The sequence below is a fragment of the Pelorhabdus rhamnosifermentans genome, from assembly GCF_018835585.1.
Taxonomy (GTDB): domain Bacteria; phylum Bacillota; class Negativicutes; order UMGS1260; family UMGS1260; genus Pelorhabdus; species Pelorhabdus rhamnosifermentans.
This window is the reverse complement of the sequence record NZ_JAHGVE010000003.1, coordinates 188,532-206,594: the sequence shown is the minus strand read 5'-3', so window position 1 is coordinate 206,594 and position 18,063 is coordinate 188,532. Positions and strand designations below refer to the sequence as shown.

The 18,063-nt window shown below is 36.9% G+C and carries 23 protein-coding genes; 7 read left to right on the top strand and 16 right to left on the bottom strand.

The annotated features are described in order from the left end of the window. Positions 1 to 54 precede the first annotated feature (54 nt). On the top strand, positions 55 to 969 hold the full coding sequence (locus Ga0466249_RS05870; protein ID WP_215828512.1) for an AraC family transcriptional regulator: 915 nt from the start codon (positions 55 to 57) through the stop codon (positions 967 to 969). A 46-nt stretch (positions 970 to 1,015) separates the two neighbouring features. Here Ga0466249_RS05870 and Ga0466249_RS05865 read toward each other — a convergent pair whose 3' ends face one another. The 6 genes from Ga0466249_RS05865 to Ga0466249_RS05840 all read right to left on the bottom strand — a co-directional run bounded on the left by Ga0466249_RS05865 (position 1,016) and on the right by Ga0466249_RS05840 (position 4,161). Further along, complete coding sequence (locus Ga0466249_RS05865) at positions 1,016 to 1,273, bottom strand: hypothetical protein (RefSeq protein ID WP_215828511.1); 258 nt, start codon at positions 1,271 to 1,273, stop codon at positions 1,016 to 1,018. Then, positions 1,227 to 1,595 carry a CoA transferase subunit A gene (locus Ga0466249_RS27055; RefSeq protein WP_215828510.1) on the bottom strand — a complete coding sequence of 123 codons (369 nt, stop codon included), beginning with the start codon at positions 1,593 to 1,595 and terminating at the stop codon, positions 1,227 to 1,229. The genes Ga0466249_RS05865 and Ga0466249_RS27055 overlap by 47 nt, the downstream gene beginning before the upstream one ends. Positions 1,596 to 1,614: 19 nt before the next feature. Continuing rightward, positions 1,615 to 1,845, bottom strand: a complete 231-nt coding sequence (locus Ga0466249_RS27050; RefSeq protein ID WP_215828509.1) for a sugar phosphate isomerase family — start codon at positions 1,843 to 1,845, stop codon at positions 1,615 to 1,617. A 256-nt stretch (positions 1,846 to 2,101) separates the two neighbouring features. Further along, positions 2,102 to 2,332 (bottom strand): helix-turn-helix domain-containing protein, encoded by a 231-nt coding sequence (locus Ga0466249_RS05850; RefSeq protein WP_215828508.1) that lies wholly within the window; start codon positions 2,330 to 2,332, stop codon positions 2,102 to 2,104. A gap of 178 nt (positions 2,333 to 2,510) precedes the next feature. Continuing rightward, on the bottom strand, positions 2,511 to 2,981 hold the full coding sequence (locus tag Ga0466249_RS05845) for a chemotaxis protein CheW (RefSeq protein WP_215828507.1): 471 nt from the start codon (positions 2,979 to 2,981) through the stop codon (positions 2,511 to 2,513). A gap of 13 nt (positions 2,982 to 2,994) precedes the next feature. After that, on the bottom strand, positions 2,995 to 4,161 hold the full coding sequence (locus Ga0466249_RS05840) for a methyl-accepting chemotaxis protein (protein WP_215828506.1): 1,167 nt from the start codon (positions 4,159 to 4,161) through the stop codon (positions 2,995 to 2,997). Positions 4,162 to 4,679: 518 nt separating this feature from the next. On the opposite strand from Ga0466249_RS05840, the gene Ga0466249_RS05835 reads away from it, so the two are divergent. Next, entirely contained in the window at positions 4,680 to 5,228 is a 549-nt protein-coding gene (locus Ga0466249_RS05835; RefSeq protein ID WP_215828505.1) for a site-specific integrase, read from the top strand. A gap of 335 nt (positions 5,229 to 5,563) precedes the next feature. Here the strand turns inward: Ga0466249_RS05835 and Ga0466249_RS05830 are convergent, their stop codons facing one another. Then, complete coding sequence (locus tag Ga0466249_RS05830; RefSeq protein ID WP_215828504.1) at positions 5,564 to 5,884, bottom strand: carbohydrate-binding protein; 321 nt, start codon at positions 5,882 to 5,884, stop codon at positions 5,564 to 5,566. Between the two features lie 89 nt (positions 5,885 to 5,973). Beyond that, positions 5,974 to 6,372 carry a carboxymuconolactone decarboxylase family protein gene (locus Ga0466249_RS05825; RefSeq protein WP_215828503.1) on the bottom strand — a complete coding sequence of 133 codons (399 nt, stop codon included), beginning with the start codon at positions 6,370 to 6,372 and terminating at the stop codon, positions 5,974 to 5,976. Between the two features lie 74 nt (positions 6,373 to 6,446). Here Ga0466249_RS05825 and Ga0466249_RS05820 point away from each other — a divergent pair, with 74 nt between their 5' ends. From Ga0466249_RS05820 to Ga0466249_RS05805, 4 genes are all read left to right on the top strand, one after another. Beyond that, positions 6,447 to 6,824: a MerR family transcriptional regulator gene (locus Ga0466249_RS05820; RefSeq protein WP_215828502.1), complete on the top strand. Its 378-nt coding sequence runs from the start codon at positions 6,447 to 6,449 to the stop codon at positions 6,822 to 6,824. Positions 6,825 to 7,056: 232 nt separating this feature from the next. Beyond that, complete coding sequence (locus Ga0466249_RS05815; protein ID WP_215828501.1) at positions 7,057 to 8,127, top strand: HD-GYP domain-containing protein; 1,071 nt, start codon at positions 7,057 to 7,059, stop codon at positions 8,125 to 8,127. 107 nt (positions 8,128 to 8,234) lie between these two features. Continuing rightward, positions 8,235 to 9,191 (top strand): helix-turn-helix transcriptional regulator, encoded by a 957-nt coding sequence (locus Ga0466249_RS05810; protein ID WP_215828500.1) that lies wholly within the window; start codon positions 8,235 to 8,237, stop codon positions 9,189 to 9,191. Positions 9,192 to 9,239: 48 nt separating this feature from the next. Beyond that, positions 9,240 to 9,818, top strand: coding sequence for a type 1 glutamine amidotransferase family protein (locus tag Ga0466249_RS05805; RefSeq protein WP_215828499.1), 579 nt, complete (start codon positions 9,240 to 9,242; stop codon positions 9,816 to 9,818). Between the two features lie 182 nt (positions 9,819 to 10,000). On the opposite strand, the gene Ga0466249_RS05800 is transcribed toward Ga0466249_RS05805, so the two are convergent. From Ga0466249_RS05800 to Ga0466249_RS05770, 7 genes are all read right to left on the bottom strand, one after another. Next, complete coding sequence (locus Ga0466249_RS05800) at positions 10,001 to 10,138, bottom strand: hypothetical protein (protein WP_215828498.1); 138 nt, start codon at positions 10,136 to 10,138, stop codon at positions 10,001 to 10,003. A gap of 111 nt (positions 10,139 to 10,249) precedes the next feature. Beyond that, positions 10,250 to 11,716 carry an apolipoprotein N-acyltransferase gene (locus Ga0466249_RS05795; protein ID WP_215828497.1) on the bottom strand — a complete coding sequence of 489 codons (1,467 nt, stop codon included), beginning with the start codon at positions 11,714 to 11,716 and terminating at the stop codon, positions 10,250 to 10,252. Positions 11,717 to 11,761: 45 nt separating this feature from the next. Next, complete coding sequence (locus Ga0466249_RS05790) at positions 11,762 to 12,619, bottom strand: AraC family transcriptional regulator (RefSeq protein WP_215828496.1); 858 nt, start codon at positions 12,617 to 12,619, stop codon at positions 11,762 to 11,764. Positions 12,620 to 12,807: 188 nt separating this feature from the next. Beyond that, positions 12,808 to 13,302, bottom strand: coding sequence for an NUDIX domain-containing protein (locus tag Ga0466249_RS05785; RefSeq protein WP_215828495.1), 495 nt, complete (start codon positions 13,300 to 13,302; stop codon positions 12,808 to 12,810). Positions 13,303 to 13,572: 270 nt separating this feature from the next. Next, positions 13,573 to 14,397 (bottom strand): hypothetical protein, encoded by an 825-nt coding sequence (locus tag Ga0466249_RS05780; RefSeq protein WP_215828494.1) that lies wholly within the window; start codon positions 14,395 to 14,397, stop codon positions 13,573 to 13,575. Between the two features lie 89 nt (positions 14,398 to 14,486). After that, on the bottom strand, positions 14,487 to 15,086 hold the full coding sequence (locus Ga0466249_RS05775; RefSeq protein WP_215828493.1) for a DedA family protein: 600 nt from the start codon (positions 15,084 to 15,086) through the stop codon (positions 14,487 to 14,489). Positions 15,087 to 15,360: 274 nt separating this feature from the next. Continuing rightward, on the bottom strand, positions 15,361 to 16,389 hold the full coding sequence (locus Ga0466249_RS05770) for an LCP family protein (protein ID WP_215828492.1): 1,029 nt from the start codon (positions 16,387 to 16,389) through the stop codon (positions 15,361 to 15,363). 348 nt (positions 16,390 to 16,737) lie between these two features. On the opposite strand from Ga0466249_RS05770, the gene Ga0466249_RS05765 reads away from it, so the two are divergent. Next, on the top strand, positions 16,738 to 17,388 hold the full coding sequence (locus Ga0466249_RS05765; RefSeq protein WP_215828491.1) for a pentapeptide repeat-containing protein: 651 nt from the start codon (positions 16,738 to 16,740) through the stop codon (positions 17,386 to 17,388). A gap of 20 nt (positions 17,389 to 17,408) precedes the next feature. On the opposite strand, the gene Ga0466249_RS05760 is transcribed toward Ga0466249_RS05765, so the two are convergent. Further along, on the bottom strand, positions 17,409 to 17,960 hold the full coding sequence (locus Ga0466249_RS05760) for a class I SAM-dependent methyltransferase (protein WP_215828490.1): 552 nt from the start codon (positions 17,958 to 17,960) through the stop codon (positions 17,409 to 17,411). Between the last annotated feature and the right edge of the window lie 103 nt (positions 17,961 to 18,063).

Below are 18,063 nucleotides of genomic sequence, written 5' to 3'. Positions count from 1 at the left end.
GATTATATATTTATATTGTCATATTTTATAACAATATTATCATTAGGAGAATTTATGGGAATCAAGACGCTAAATATCGGAAAAAACCAACTAGAAAACAGAGATTATTCTAAAAATTACAGTTTCCCGTTTCGAATTGGTTATGAAGATATTTCCAATTATTTAGGTTCTACTTTTAAATGTCACTGGCATCCAGAACTAGAGTTTACCTATATACTCAGCGGCTCAATGATATATCAAGCAAATAATAATCAATACCTTGTCAAAGAAGGAGATGGTATGTTTGTAAATCAAAACTGTCTTCATTCTGGAACATCCTGTGGCAATTTGAATTGCGAATATTTTGCAATAACCTTCCTTCCAATTTTAATATCAGGACATAAAAACAGTATTTTTGAAAGCAAATATATAACAGAATTAGTTATCAGTGAACGAATGCTTTTCGCATATTTTAATGCTTCAGACAATAAGAGTAAGCATATAAATTCAACCCTATTTGAACTTGAAAAAATTCACAGAAAAAAGGTCGACGGCTATGAATTATTAGTTGAAAGTAAATTATTTGAATTATTGTTTTACCTATATCAAGATGTTTATTGTAAACTTCCAAATAAACCACTTAAACAAAATAAGAACATTATACAAATAAAGTCAGGACTGGACTATATTCATACCCATTATAAAGGAAATATCAGTTTAGAAGATATTTCCTCATCATGTAATCTCAGTAAAAGTTCTTGTTGTCGGTTATTTCAAAAAATTGTACATGAAACGCCATTTAATTACCTTCTAAATTATCGTATTGAAAAAAGCATTCCTTATTTACTAAATAACGGAATGAACATTACAGAAGTAGCTGCTTTAGTAGGATTTTCTAGTAGTAGTTATTTCACAGAGATCTTTCATAGACTATTAGGAATGACACCTTCGGAATATAAAAAGAAGTACTCCTCTCTAAATCTCCATTAAAACGGTGCCGAAACCGTTTTGTATACTGTTTCGGCACCGTTTTAATTTATTGTCTACTGCAAGCCGTTGATCCCCAGAACCATTTTAAAACTTCTGATGCCCCCACACCGATATCCATCAGCCGAGCGTCTCTAGCATAGCGTTCAACTTTTACGGGTTCTCCACCAGCATTACCAATATCTGAATCGGATTCATTGGCCTTAGGGCGCGGTCCAAATCCCAGCGCACCGTTTTCGGTATGAAAAACAAGTTGTACATTATATTTTATCTTGTTCCTGTAAGGTATAGCCTTGCACAATCGCATGGACAAAGATACCTGGAGTTCCCACCCGTTCCGGTGGAATCGTCCCGACAGGAACAATTTCATTCACTTCAGCAATCGTAAACTTCCCCGCCATCGCTACTTCTTGTTGATCATTTAATCCAGTCTGGCGATATTCCAGATTGCCTGACTCATCAGCGCGCCAGGCTTTAACAATGGCTACATCTGCTGTAAGAGCCGGTTCAATAAAGCACTCGATTCCATCAACAATAATCTTTGGCTTAGGAGCCTCCAGAGCAGGAAACAGTCCTTCTTGATCCAAAATCCCGATACCAACAGGGATAAGCGCCGCCGGAAGCCCCACCGCACCGGCATGAACCTTCTCACCCCATGGGATAAAATTGTTTTACAAACAGGCAATCGTTTAAATACTCTTCAGTGGATTCTGGGGTCGTACCAACATGTGAAGAAATCAGTTCTTTTACTACGCCATTTTTATAAAGCAGCGCTTTACCGAATCCAGCCCGTCCCGGCGTTATGGCAATGAGTGTTATACCGCTTACCCCTTTACTAATTAAGCCTTCAATACACTTGAGCGGAGTGCCTACATCCAAAAACCCCCCATCATAACGTGGGTACCCTCTGTGATGGCATCAAGAGCTTCTTCCAATAACACAACCTTAACTAATGTACCGTCTGAATTTTATTCCAGTTCTAATGTGCCCACAAACATTAATTGCAATTATCATGCCAAAGAAGACACGGCCTGCTATCAATGTGCCGCACAAATAAAAACAAAAAAGTGTCTCCTTTGGTAACGATTTGTCACGACATATCGTTACCAAAGGAGACACTTTTAACTTGCTTCATTTACAGTAATTCAGCATCAATTTTTAAACGTTTGATCTTTTTATACAGTACAGATCGTTGCATATTCAGCATTCGGGCAGTCTTTGCCTTATTTCCCCTGTTTTTAATCAATGCTTTCACAATAATGCTTCGCTCTTGTTCTTCTATCACCGACTGATAATAGCCTTCGCTGCGCCCAAAAGCTTGTGAAACTTCTGCTGTATTCCACGGTAACCCGGGAATACAAGACAAAGATTAATGTTAACTTCATCTGTTGAATTCATGGGGTTCCTTTCTTAGTACAAACTCTAAAAAAGGATATTCTATAAATAAATGAATATTCCTGTCAATTCAATAGTGTACTTATTAAAACTACTCATTGGAAATAAAAGGGGCCACCAAAAGATACGGCAACCCCTTTTTCCAACTGCTAGACTACGCTTAAGAGTTCCTTTTCTTCCTTTTCTGTCAGGATTTTGTTCATATCAAGCGCAATAATTAACCGCTCATCAACTTTACCAATACCTAAGATATAGTTGGAGCTTATCCCACCCGCAATAGTGGGGGAATCTTCCATCTCCTCTGCCGCAATGGGGATAATTTCTACTACATCGTCAACAACAATACCACATTTGTGATTATCAATATCTATCACTACTACCCTAGTGGTATCTTTTTCAGTAGTAGTACCTAGACCAAAACGTTTTTTTAGATCAATAATCGGAATGACATTACGACGTAGATTCATGATTCCTTCAACAAAATCAGGCATTCCAGGCAGTTCTAACGTTTTTCCTTGCCGAGTTATCTCGTGAACTTGTTCAATTGGAATTCCATATTCATATATTTTCCCATCATTTTCCAAGATGAAAACAACAAGCTTGATGTTTTCTTTTGCCATTATTGATACCTCCTTATAAGTTGGCAGCCGTATGGGACAGTTTTTGGGCCAACGCAGTCATTTCTTCGATACTGGCATTCACTTCCTGAGTTGCTGCCGCGGTCTCTTCCACGACTGCCAGAGTAGATTCTGAAGCTAATGACGTCTCATTCATAGATTTATTGATCTCTTTCGTCAATTCTTTAATCTGTACAACCGTGTTCTTAGAGTCTGCCGACAACTTTCTGATTTCCTCAGCGACTACGCCAAAACCTAAACCTGCTTCGCCAACTCTCGCTGCTTCAATAGCTGCATTGAGTCCTAGCATCTTCGTCTCATCGGCGATTTCTTTGATGAAGTTCATCACATCATTAATCTTGTCTAACAGTTCCTTTGACTTTATGATTTCCTTGTTAAGATTTTGCTGATTATCGCTAACGTTGTTTGTAGCAGCGGTAATCTGTTCTATTGCAGTAGCAACACCAGTAAGTCCTTCATCCAAGGAGCTTGCAATTTGTTTGAGATCACCTGCTAATTTCCGTGGCAAAGATATTCCGAAGGAAGCAACTACCTCTTGAGTTTCTTCATCAATCAATGGATAAGAACCCGCAATCACGGGGTAACCATAGACAGACGCATCAATATCTTCATGAACTGGCTTGTTTTGCTTGATGGCCTCATCAGGAGTGCTGCCAACTCTTAAGGCTGTTCCAACCTTTAGCTCAGGCATATCAAATTTTTGAGATGCCTGCCTTTTAATGAATTTTTCTTTATCAGTTACCCACATAAATCCACCTTCAGGCAGCAATTCTGCTACTACAGGTGCAAATGATTCAAAAGCATTGACAAGCTTATGTTGGCGAGGAATCGTGAGTGCCCAAGCTCCGATGACTTCCGTATCATTTTCATTCCATATAGGTCCGCTATAGGTTAACAATCTAATACCATATACATTTCTTGGGATACGTATGGATACCACTTTTCTAGCTTTGATCGCTTGGGCAGAAGGTCCGCTTTCGCTAAATCCCCCTCCTACTTTCAGTTCAGATATTTCAAATTTGTGCCCTGAAATATAAGTCACTTTATCAAGATCAGTAATAAAAAAGCATGCTCCATCTTCAAACGCCGTAGTGACAATATTAAAATAGGATTTCACGAATTCCAATTCTTTTATATGTACGCGCAAATCGTTGATTTCCATTCTTTCTTCAGCCCCTCACAATTTAATACAATGATTAATCTTACGTTTTAATAGTTTTATTCATAAGTTGATGCATTTATGAAGAATTCAAGATGGCACTTATATATCTCACCATTTACATCACCACCTTACAACCTTTTGCCGACAGCAAATTTTATAAGCTAATATCTTTTGACTTTTGCCAAATGATAAGTCGGTTCTAAATATTTTCAGTTTATAATTAGTTGCACTTAAATTTTGCAACCTTCTGGAAAGAATATGGTCTACAGCTCTGACTGTTCAGCACCTGACGTCAAATCAAATGTTTGATCTATGTTTTCTTTTCCCCAAGTTTATTGCTTTAAAGCGACTTCTTTTTAACTTCTTCAAAAAATTTCAAATGCATAATTAGACATCTCAAAATAAGATACTCAAAGTAATGTAACACAATCAATTTGTATTACATTACTTTGAATATTAAGGTAACATATTATATAATAATTAGATAATAAGAAACATTAATGAGGATGTGCTAAATTATGAAATATGTAGAACCGATTCGCAGTAAGCAACAAATTGATGCAGTAAAAAGTTATTTAAAAGACCAAAATTTACGTGATTGGCTCCTTTTTGTTTTAGGTATTAATAGCGGTTTGCGCATTTCGGATTTATTATTATTAAAAATAAATGATGTAAAAACAAAAGATAGGATTGTAATTCGAGAAAAGAAAACAGGCAAAATAAAAGATTTTCCTATTTCTGATACATGTAAAAAAACTATTAATGAATACCTTACAAATATTAATGGCGATAGTGAATGGCTTTTTAAAAGTAAGAAAGGAAATCACCCCATTACTCGCATTCAGGCTTATAGAATCATGAATCAAGCAGCACGTGCTGTAGGTATTAAAGAAGCAATTGGAACACATACATTACGAAAAACTTTTGGTTATTGGGCTTATAAAAGTGGTGCAGATATAACTAGAATTCAAAAACTACTTAATCATTCAGCTCCTAGTGTAACATTGGCTTATATAGGAATTACCAAAGATGAGTTAGATAATATTTATATAAACCTAAATCTATAAAAGCATAGCAAAAATTGACAAAAAAAGAAGGAAAAAGTAGAAAAAGCGACGTATCTTTTATATTAATTAATTTAATAAACAAGTAACACAAATTGATTCTGTTACTTAAGTGCATTTTATATTCATAAACCCCAACAAAATCAGGCTTTTGAGATACAAAAATAGATTGCCCCGATATCTGTGGCAGTCGAGCAAAGGTCAATATCGGATTACGGACTCTTTTAAAAGCTAGCGAATTGTTCGCTAGCTTTTAGTGTAAGTATTACAAAATCCAAAGAAATTGACCCAGGTTGGCAGTCACCTTCCCAGGTCAATTAGGGTTGATAATTTTCATTTTATTGGATTATATGGAAATTGTAGTTCAGCCCCGAATTGTTATCCCAGTTATTCGCCGTATCTTTGAAGGCGATGCACATAGTGTCATTATTATTGGTTGTCACAGTAGCTTCAAAACCTGCAGGTGTGCGAGTCATCTGAACATCCTGAGCTTGTTGCCAATCGAAACCGTAGCCCACATGAGCAAACATATTGGACGCACCGCTTTTTGGCAGTAAACCATTATAGGTGATTTTTACCGACTCGCCGACATGTAACGGAGTTGGATTAATAATCACACCGTTGGCAAGATATTCATTGCTATTAGCCTTGAAAAGCATTCAAACTCCTCCTTAAAAGTTGTAATTACTTGATACAAAATTATTGTGTTCGTATTTGTAAGAAGTTATGAATGTAAAAAATTAGAAGGTTATACAGCAGTATCTTCAACACTTACATTTCGCGTCTTAAAAACTTTCCTTGCAACCCCGACAGCATTTAATACTTTTGGAAATCCTGTGTAAGGAATACATTGAATAAAGATCTCAATTATCCTCTGAGGAGTAATTCCTACATTCAATGCACCATTTATATGCACGTCTAATTGATTTTCACACCCTCCTAATGTCATTAAACTTGATAAAGTAATCATCTCTCGTTCTTGTAAATTTAAGTTTTCCCGACAATATATATCTCCAAAAGCAAACTCCACAATATATTTTCCTAAATCAGGTGCAATGTCATTGAGAGCCTTAATAACATGATCGCCAGCATTACCATCTACCTCTGATAATTTTTTTAGTCCCTTTTCAAAACGATTTAAGTCCATTGTTTTGACCTCCTATATTTGTTATAATTGAATTGTAGTTCTTAAAGTTAGCTTTAAGTCAAGGGGAAATTTAAATGAATTATTCAATTGGACAATTTTCAACTATAACCAATGTGAGTTCTCCTACATTACGATACTATGAAAAAGAACAATTACTTATAGTTAGTCGTGATTCGGCAGGAAGACGATTTTATACCGAAGAAGATATCGCTTGGATTCTCTTTATCAAAAGATTAAAAGATACAGGGATGTCCATTAATAATATTAGAGAATACGCTTTATTAAGATATCAGGGAGATTCCACAACGCAGCAACGGCTAGAAATACTGGAAAAGCACAGACTGGCTGTAATAGAAGAAAAAGCCAAATGGGAGACCAATCTTCTAAATCTGGATGAGAAAATTAAAATCTACAAAAGTAAATTAAGCCAAAGACCAGAAACATCTCCATAATCCGAGATATTTCTGGTCTTTGAATTTCGTCAAGAATAAGAAATGTTACTTTTAGGTACTTCCCTATAATCAAGTCGACAGCTATCTTTTGCTAACTTTTCCCTTAATTTTTTCTATTTGGGTAGGATAAGTGTCAGTATGTGTCGAATCCTCAAATTGTTTTCAAAAAGTATGACATAATATAGAAAATTTAGAAATGGTAAATTCTATTCTGATTATGTGAGGTATCTGCATGGAATTAAAGGAAAAAGATGAAAAAAGCAGTATGGTTGAATTGGCCGTAAAGTATTTGGTACCTGGAATTACAATTGCTCATGATGTCGTTTCCAGTGATGGTAAAATTCTCGTCAACGGCGGGGTAGAAGTAAGCCGCCACATAATTGACAAACTTCAGGATTGGCAAATTGATTCAGTTATGATTATACAGAAAAACGTGGACAATCCTCTTTCACGTCAAGAAATCCGGAAGTTCGTCAACACTTACAACCAGTCGATTGGCGTTGTGAACAAGGCTTTCGAACAGGCGCGCCTAACTAAAGAAGTTCCTCTCGAAACATTTGTGGAGATGAATGAAAAAATTCAAAAGAATACTCCTGCTTCAGGAAATATCATTGACCAGTTATACAATTTGCCACCTTGTGATGACTATACCTTTCATCATAGTGTGAATGTCAGCGTGATCGCCGCATTGCTTGCAGGCTGGCTGGGTTACCCGCCAAATATGGTTAACGACATTTCTTTAGCCGGTTTGCTGCATGATATAGGGAAATCGCAATTGCCAAAACATCTGCTGCACAGGACGGATCTTCTGTCTTCTGAGGAATATACGCAATATCAGCAGCATGTAAACCTTGGCTATGAACTCCTGCAGCATAATCCGGATCTGCCACAAACGGTTAAACTGAGTATATTGGCGCATCATGAGAGACGGGATGGCAGTGGCTATCCTTCTAGACTGCTTGGGGATGATATTCATCCATATGCACAAATTATTGCAGTTGCTGATTTATATGATGAGGGACTTACCATCAATCGAAACCCTGATATTGTTTATAGTCCCTATGCCGCGCTGGAGAAACTGAAAGATAATGTTTCTCAGATTGCCGCAAAACCGGTAATCACCTTTATTGACCGCATGACAAATTTTTTGTCGGGTAATAATGTCTTTATTTCCGATGGGCGCGTTGGGCGAGTTGTATTTATTAATAAGCAATCTCCCTGCAGACCGATGGTCTTGCTGGAGGACGGGCAGGTTTTGGATCTCTCGGAAATACCCGAACTGCAGGTTTTGCATTTAGCTTGAGGAAGCGAACCACAAATAGGATAGCGAACCTTTCGTTATCCTATTTTTTTATATTCAACTTGAGAATGATAAATTGAGCATATTTACTGTAAAGGTGTGGATAAGCTTTGAAGTTGGAACGACTACTTGGCCTATTATGTATTCTTGCGAGTACGGATAAAATTACAATTCAAGAGCTTGCAGATCGTTTTGAGGTATCAAGGAGAACGATTTTTCGAGACTTGGATACACTAAATTGTGCAGGAATTCCAATAGTATCTTATCCGGGAGTTGGTGGTGGAGTAGCCGTCGTAGAAGGCTACAAAGTGGAAAGGAATGTCCTTTCCACTGGTGACACAGAAAAGGTATTCATGGCCTTGAGCGCCCTGAAAAGTATTGAAGGGGATACCGCAATAACGAACTTAATTGCGAAGCTTGTGCCGGAGAAAACGGAGGCCGTTTTTTCTCAAAGTGATTATGTCATTGATTTGTCCTCTTGGTTTGGTGACAGTATTGTTCATAAAAAAATATCTGCACTTCACCGTGCGATTCGTGAGCGTCGCTGTATTCTCTTAGAATATATTTCTAAGGATTACCGCTCTATACGAACTGTTGAACCCCACAAATTAGTTTTTAAGCAGTCGTATTGGTATATCTATGCTTTTTGCCGAAAACGGAATGCCTTTCGGTTGTTCAAGATCAACCGAATTGTCTCCTATGAAATTCTAGAGGAACATTTTCAACTTCGCCCTATTGCTGCAATCGAGTTTGATAACAGCTATAGTACAGAACTTTTTTCTCCGAAAAGTCAGGCGGATCTTTTTGATGTCGTATTGGAATATAATACTTCGGATGAATTTGATTTAACAAACAAAATTGATGCGGCCTTCTTTCATCGCTCCATAGAGGGCCAAACCGCTTGTGGACAAATACGTTTTCAAGTATCAAATTTAGAGTGGACAGCGGATCTGGTTCTCGGCCTTCAGGATAAGGTTCGGGTCATTTCCCCTCCTGCGCTTCAAAAGGAAATCAAATGCCGTCTGGACAAAATAAATTTTTGCTACAATAAAAAAGGTGACATTTAGGTGTCACCTTTTTTATTGTAGAATATCCAAGAAAGGGGCTGAAAAACAGTGAAAAAAGAAGTGCTGGTATTCATTTTCGATGGGTATGCCGATTGGGAAAGCGCATATGTCTGTTCAGAACTAAATGCACCTAAAACAGGGTACACTATAAAAACATTAAGCCTTGATAAAAAACCTAAAACTTCAATGGGGGGAATTTGTGTCCTTCCCGATTATTCAGTGGACGATTTTCCTGCTGACTTCAGTATGTTGATATTAATTGGGGGCTACGCATGGATGGAGCAACGGAACAACGCTGTGTTGCCATTGGTGGAGTATGCACTTAAAAAACGAATTCCAATAGGTGCAATTTGTAACGCGGCCAACTTCATGGCAGAAAACGGCTATTTAGATCAAATCAGACATTCGGGAAACACGCTTGAATTCATGAAGGTCCAAGCTCCCCATTATAAGGGCGATCAGAATTTTATAGAAAAACAAGCTGTCTGTGATTCCAGCATAATCACAGCCAATGGCACCGCTACGTTGGAATTTGCTAAAGAAATTTTATTGTTATTGAAAGCAAAGCCTGAAACTGAGGTTCTAAATTGGTACAACGAAAACAAGTCCGGCTTTTATCCGGCATAACAACCATCTCATGGCCCTGAACCACCAATTAGAAAAAATGCATGCCATTAAACATATACAATCCTTATGAACGCTGATCTACACTACTTTTTTTCAATAAAGCTGCGTGACTGCGGCGAATGGACGGACGAAAACCCATTCCTGGTCCAGGCTCAATTACGGTCATCCTAAAACCACCTTTCTTAGCCTTTTCCTTGTAGCGAAGTTTGATCAATTAAATTTTTAATAATCTCATCAAGCAACGAAAATAACAGTTGTCTATTCTCATCTGTTCCCAGTGCCATGATGATCGTATTGCATATAGCATCTTCAAATTGCATATGCTCCTGTTGTGCCAGAATGCCATCTTCCGTTAGCTCCAGTCCAACTAATCGTCTAGTACTACCGTCGTACTATGTTGTCAATTGAAATTTTCATTGCCTGTTTGAGGTTTATTCCCTTTCAAAAATATTACTGTTGCTTAATAAAAAAAGAAGCAATAGGAAAATGAATAATCCTTCAGAAAAGTAACCAAACCAATTACCAAACCTACCGTATATGGATTTTCCCTGGTCAAGTTTTATTTCTCCTATTAATAAGACATCATTCTTTTCTGCACTGTTTGATGCCATATCTATAATATTTCCCTTATTGCTACTTAAGCTTAACAATCCCCATTGAGCCGCCCGTGCTACTGCATAATTTCCTTCAACACCACGCATGATAGCTATTCGTGCGTGTAACAAAGCATCTGCTTTAAAATCGAGAGCAGGTACAAATAAAAGGTTAATACCCCGCTGACTGTATCCCCGACTAGGTTCTTGAAAATCCATATCCTTACAAATAGCAATTCCCCATATACCCTTGTCTTCCAAGGCTCTAATACTCAATTCTTGACCTGGAATATAACTCCCCTCAGAAAACGGTAATAGATGCTGCTTATCATATTTTAATAAGATTTCTCCCCTTGGTGAGAATAGATAAGCAGAATTATACAGTTTTGAATCGTCTTGAATATCTAACGTTGCAATTAACGTAATCTGATTGCTGCGTGCGGCATCAGCTAAAAGTTGCAAAAGTATTGGCTGTTCATTCAGGTTTAAAGTTATAATCTTTTCTGGCAGTAGTATAACTTCAGCTCCTGAGCGCGAAAGTAAATCAATACAATGAACATATCTATTCATAATTTTCTCTGCTTCATGTTGTTGCCCACGAGACCGCAGCTCTTCCAGACTCATATTAATAGACGCCATGCCAATTTTAACACTAGGCCCTTGGACTGGCACGCTTAAGCGATATAATCCAAATATCAAAGTTAGTATCAGTATACTTATAGGAACAACTATTGTCTTTAAGCATAATTTTGAGTTTTTACGGTAATGCCAAGATAACGCTATACTAGCAGGGACAAGCATCAACAAAAAGGTAATTCCCCAAATTCCTGTAACCGAAGCAATTTGTATCACAGGCAAATTAAATACCTGTGTGTAAGCTATACTATTAAAGGTTCCAGCCGGTGAATGTAATGATGTAATAAATTCAACAGCAGTCCAACCGCTTGCAAAAACGAAACTCCATGCCCAATGCTTATTCTTGAAAGCCATATAACGGAATAATACTAATAAAACCGTAAATATGATTGCATCTATGATATTACCATAGACAAGCAAAGAAACAGGAATTATTGTATTTGAATATACAAAGATACTACTAGAAAATCCGATAAAATAAGTAATAACACTAGCAAAAATTACCCATGCCATCGTTGATTCTAACGTATATATAAAAAGTGGAATTGGCGCTAGCCAAGTTAGAAACCAGCAATTATAAATTCCTGTCGAAAAGTAATAAGCAACTGAACTAAGCATGACTGTTATTGTAAAATATAAAAGTTTTTTTATAATTTCTTTATTAAGCATATTATAATCCCCATTCCCTTCCCCATTTAAATTACTAAAAGATTATTACTTGATAGGGATATATAAATAGTACTTTGATTCATAGTCATTTGGGATAAATGTTTTGTCAAATAGCTCAAAATCATATGTATCACAAAGTTCCAGTTTTAATTCAAACAGTAATTTACTATATATCCGTTTAATTGTTTTGGGAACATCTTCAATTATCGCTGAAATGGGGAATACTGCATATCTGTTGGCGGGAATTTCTATTGAAACCATGCCTTGTGGAACGATATCCTCACACTCTACTTCTATACCTGCAATATAGCTAAGTTCTCCACTTTCTTTACTATCTTCTGTATATGTTTCATAACCATAACTAATGCTGCTATTCAATACGTTTTTTATCTCAGTTACTCTTGGAACAAATCGGCTCCAAAGCTTCGGGATTTCATTATTCTCATTCTTTCCTTGATATCGCATTCCAATAATGATCATCTTTTTCCTTTCAGTAAAATTCGGGTTAATTTCATCTTGATTATTTTTTTTATTTAATATTTCTGCATTAAATGCCACTTGGTCTAAATTGGCAAAATGTCTTTTCTGCACCCTATACGCTTTAGGCGTTAACCCATACATGTCTTTGAAAGCTCTAGTGAATGCTTCTTGCGACCCATATCCATAAAAAACAGCGATATCAATAATCGTTCTTGTATTTTCTACTAATTCCCAAGCAGCTTTAGTAAGCTTTCGCCTTCTTATATATTCATTAAGTGTAATACCTGTCAAAGTTTTAAAAATACGAATGAAATGAAATTTCGATAACTTTGTCAAGTGAATAATATCGTCTAAGTAAATATCCTTATCTAAATTTTCTTCAATGTAACTTACTATTTTATATGTATCATCTAAATAACTCATAGATATCTCCTTCTTGTATACCTATGCTTATTATACAAGTAAATTCTTACATTTTTTTGATATAAATTGCTATTTTAACTAACTCCAAAAAAAAAAAACCGCTTGCTGGCGGTTTTTTTACGTTTATTATAATGCCTTAAAATGAAGGCCTATAAGGTTAATTCTGCCAAGGACATATACCTAAAATGTTATAAAACCTTAAGGCGTCTATAGTTGAAGCAGAGCTGCTTTTCCAAGCGATCGATAAATCCAAGTTGCTCAAACTCTATTTTATTTTTGGCTGCAGTAGTATTATAAAATCCCAAGCGGTCAATTTCAGGAAATAAACGTATTTTACCAGATTTCAATGGCCATTCCATTTCGAAAAGATTGCTGTTAACTTGCAGAGTAGTATCGCAATTACCGCAAAAAGCCCAAGCATATACTTTTTTACCGTTTTGTTCCATTATTTTTCCCAGCGAAAACAAATTTTCCCCACTGGGAATTAGGCCCGTTTCTTCATTGAATTCGCGAAAGGCGGCGGCAATAATTGTTTCGTTAGGCTCAACATGGCCTTTAGGAATACCCCAATATCCATTGTCTTTATTGACGTAAAGCGGACCACCGGGATGGCCGAGCAACACTTCTAAGATGCCATGATTCCAGCGATACATCATCAGTCCGGCACTAACATTAGAAAGCATAAATTCCCCTCACCTTCACTGAATAATATAGTCTTAGCGTAACACAAGGCAAAGAAAAATGTCTTAACAGAATGTAAATAATTTGTTAATGAATGCAGCGTCTTACTGCTTAAAACAAAAACGGATATTTGTCCATTACTAGACAAATATCCGTTTTCTCAGTAAGCTCGCTGCTATATCCAATGAGGCGATCGATAATTTTCTTCAAAAAATGACTCGATAGTTTATCAGTTCGCCCATAATCCTCTAAATTCATCAAATTCTTAACAATTAACCCATAATTGCATTCTTAACTTTGTAAGATATTCCCATTAGCAAGGCTGTTGCTAGGGAAAATGCTATCGACACGGATAATACGGATACCAAATATATATTATACTTAGCAACTATTAATACATATTTTAGTGTATCAATTCCACATAACGATGCACCCATATTAAATAGTACAGTCACAAATAAGGTTACTACCAGCCCCGATATAGCATTCTTTATATCTTCCTTACTTAATGCGATGTGTGATGCTGTACATATTGCTAACAATAAGAATATCCAGAATCTCGGGGAACCACTACTTCCGCTATTGAATATTCCTCTATACACTATCTTTATGGAGTGGCCTGACCATTTTATAAAGTCCCCTAGATTATTACTATCTACAGGCGCTGATACTACATACTTATGCAATGCTCCGAAGGTATTAGGCTCTAGCATATACATAAAGAATAATATGGCTGCTGTTCCACTAAATATCGGCCCTAGGCTTATAAAAAAATTTCCAATCATTTGATATAGATTATTCTTGTTAAAACTATGATTTACATATCCAAGAATTGAATTCTTTGGCTTTATGTCAAAAAATTTTATTGAAATAATTTCATGACCAAATATTAAACACATTAGAGCATGGCCGATTTCATGTATGGGTGTCCCTATACATGAAGTTAACATTATACCTGATTTACCGAATGCTTGATATGCCCATCCGTTTGAAACAGATTCAATCCAACCTAGTAAGAACCCTGCTGCTATTAATATTCCTAATAGATAAACGATCTCTGTTACACTTAAAATGAGTACATTCAACAATGTTTGCATATTGATACCTACCACGCATTACTCTTTCTTTTGATTTTTCAACAAAGGGATATGATCTCCTGCATGGGCTTTTCTTCAAACGGCTGGATTTACCCTCTATTTTTGATATGTATAGGAAATAAATCCCTAAACACATACACCAATATCAATAAGCCGCCCCCAATAACACCCCACTTAAACCACTGGTTTTCTACCATTGTATGCCATTCATTGCCTAGCATAGCTCCGACACCCAAAAAGGTGGTTATCCACAGAACCGCATGCACCATATCATAGAAGAGAAATTTGACAATAGAAATATCGCTGATACCAGCTACGTAGGGAGTAACGTTACCTATTGTTGGTATGAAGCGGCCGCCGATAATATAAGCCAGAGCCGACTTTTGCAAAAGTTCCTGTGCCTTGCTGATACGTTCCGGCGTTAGTCTAAGATACCTTCCCCATCTCTTTATAAATGGTTCTCCAATATAATGTCCTAACATAAAGGCCGAAATTGAGCCCAGCATGTATCCTAGCAGAGATACCACCCAGACTGTTATAATATTAAACTCTCCTTGCTTTGACAAAACCCCCGCCAAAGCAACTAACGCGCTGCCTGGAAATGGCAGTCCTATTGCTTCTAAAAAAACGCCTGCAAACACCCCTGTCAATCCAAGGCTGCTTAAAACTTCAAGAATTCTTTCAAACAAAATATTCCCTCCCAAGCCTATTATGGCTGACAATAGTATTATATATTTATCCAACTACCTATCATAAACTCTGCGCCTACTTTCTCCCAATAGCACTACTTGTGATTTTTCGCTTAAACAAAAAATATAAGAACAACCTCAATCAAATTATTGACAAAGGTGCCCTTATTCATTCACAACTCACATAAAGTGCCCTGTGCATTGATGTGCACAGGGCATAAAAGTTCTTCCAAATAGGCAATAATGGTTACAAACTAGATCCTATTGACTGAATCTAGGGCGCTACAACTATTTTATTTTTTGCAATAGAAGTGGCGTATTCATTCGCTAAATTTTTGGTATCCTCGGAGTATTTATCATCCATGGTTAACCCCTGAAGCTGAGCCACCTGCTTCCGCATCGCTGAAATGTCTGGTAACCAATAACTGATATCATCAATATATACGGGCGTCCCGGATACCATATCGGTTTTCAAGCCTTGCTTATAAGCATCGTTCATCTGAGTTGTCAACTTCAACATTTCGCTTAATGGAATATCAGTCTTAAACGTCGCATTTGCCTCTTTTAGAACATTGGGTATCTTAGTGATTACTGATGGAGTAGCTACATCTGACAACAGTGCTTTAACAAATTTTTGCTGGCGTTCGATACGTCCAATATCGCCCATTTCGTCATGACGAAACCGCACGTATTCAAGGGCGGTATTACCGTCCATGTGCTGCATACCCGGCTTGAGATCAATGAGACCATTATTATCTACCTCACCCGCATCGTAAGGATCATAATAATACATACGCTTGTCTACATTAATATCAACCCCACCTAGCGCATCAATTACTTTTTTAAACCCATCCATGTTTATCTCAATATAATAATCAATCGGTATTCCTAATAAATCCGATACAGTTTGCTCGGAGAGTTTAGGACCGCCATACGCATAGGCGTGACCTATCTTATCCCATCCATTATCAGGAATCTTCACCCTGCTGTCCCTTGGTACCCAAAGCAAGGAGGCACTTTTAGTATCGGGATCGACTGTTACCACACACGTAACGTTCGAACGCCCAATATCATTCTGGCGTTCATCCACGCCCAAGACTAAGATATTAACTTTCTTGTTGGCGGGCGTCACACTCATTGCTTGATTGGATTGATCCACAACATAACCAGCGGAAGCGGAAATAGAACGAGAAACCTTGAAGCAGAAAGCCACAGTTACGGACACGATTAATAAAATAATAATCATTATCCAAACTCGCATACGATTATTTTCTTTTTTAGTCATGTGCTCTTGCGACAACATAAAGGTACCCTCCTATCAAAAAAGCCCCCGTTCGGAGACTTTACGCTAGTTAACATAATATCATAGTACTATGAAATAATCAACTAAGCATTCCTGTAAAAAAATCCCCCCTTGAAGAACTAGAGAGGACTTTTCCGTTCATCACAAATCACTGTGCTATAATATAAGGGCGAAAACATATTCAGTTGTATTTCTACAAAAATACAACCCATTCATTATGGTAGTTGGATTAGATACTCATTTGCGATTGTGAACTGCGTTTTTTTTTGCCAAATGAATTTTACTTTTGTAAAAATAACGATCTGCTGATCACCAAATATGCCGATTTAAGTACCAGGAGGAATAATCATGGTTAAAGCATTGGCTAAATCAAAATTAATACCGCCGAATCTTTCCCAGAAATTACCATTAACACATATAACTGCTTTTCATGACGAAGACTGTATTAAACTCAGTCTCATACAAGACTGTACATTTGAAGCTCAGAATGCCACAAACATTGCTTTTAGCCAAGTCTTATTCAAAAACGTTATTTTTAACTGCATTCATTGGCCTTTTGCTAAAATAACTGATACCATCTTTGAAAAATGTGATCTCTCCAATGTGGACTTCAGTCAATGTTTTATGGATCGTGTCCGGTTAACCAACTGCAAGTTAGTTGGTATCGACATGACCGAAACATATTTAAGAAATACTGTCTTTGATGACTGTAATGCCGCCTATTCCGTGTTACGCTACACGGATTGTAAGAAAGTTAACTTTCACAACTCTTCTTTTGCTGAAGCCGACTTTTATTCCGCCACACTAAATGACGTAAGCTTTGCGCATTGTAATCTTGATAAAGTTCAATTTTCAGGAACTAAGCTTGCCGGAATCGATCTTAGCACATGTCAATTCTATCAGCTAGGCCTAACCCCGGATAATCTGCGCGGTTGTATAATCGCTCCTGAACAAGCAATCGCTCTGGCTAATATATTTGGGGTGATTATTAAAGAGTAATAACCCTTTTAACATTTTCCCTATTTTCGGCAGTAATAGACAAAAGCGGGTGGTATGTTTAATGGAACAAACCCAATTATTACTTCCCTAAAATGCTTTTTCAATGTTTTTCTCATTTGCAAAGAGTATTGAAAAGCAACAAATATGCCTCCCGGCTTGAGGGAATCATTAACCGCCAACATAATTTTTTCACGCAAAGACTCTGAAAAAGCAGCAAAGGGTAATCCTGATACAATGCAGTCAACTTGAGGTAAATCATATCTCTGTAGAAGCCAGTTTAATTTCTCTGCCTTAGCACCATAATGGAATGTGGGATATTTAATCTTTAAGTTTTTCCGCATATCATAGTCGTGTTCTATAACAAATATTTGACACGATTCTTTTTTATTTTCTGTAATAAATTCGGTGAAAACTCCTGTTCCCGCGCCTAATTCAACAAGTGTTTCAATATTATTCCAAGGTAAGTTCGCCAACATTTTCTTAGTCAAAAATGACGAACTCGGAACAATACTACCAATTTCTTTTGGTTTCTGGATGAATTTATACAAAAATGTAGCATTCGTTGTCAGCATTTCCATTACCGCCCTTTTCCCGCATAAGCATAATGCTTATAGGATAGTTTTATATTAGCTTCTGCTGCAAAGGTAAAAATCCTTCATCACTTTTACAAGCAAT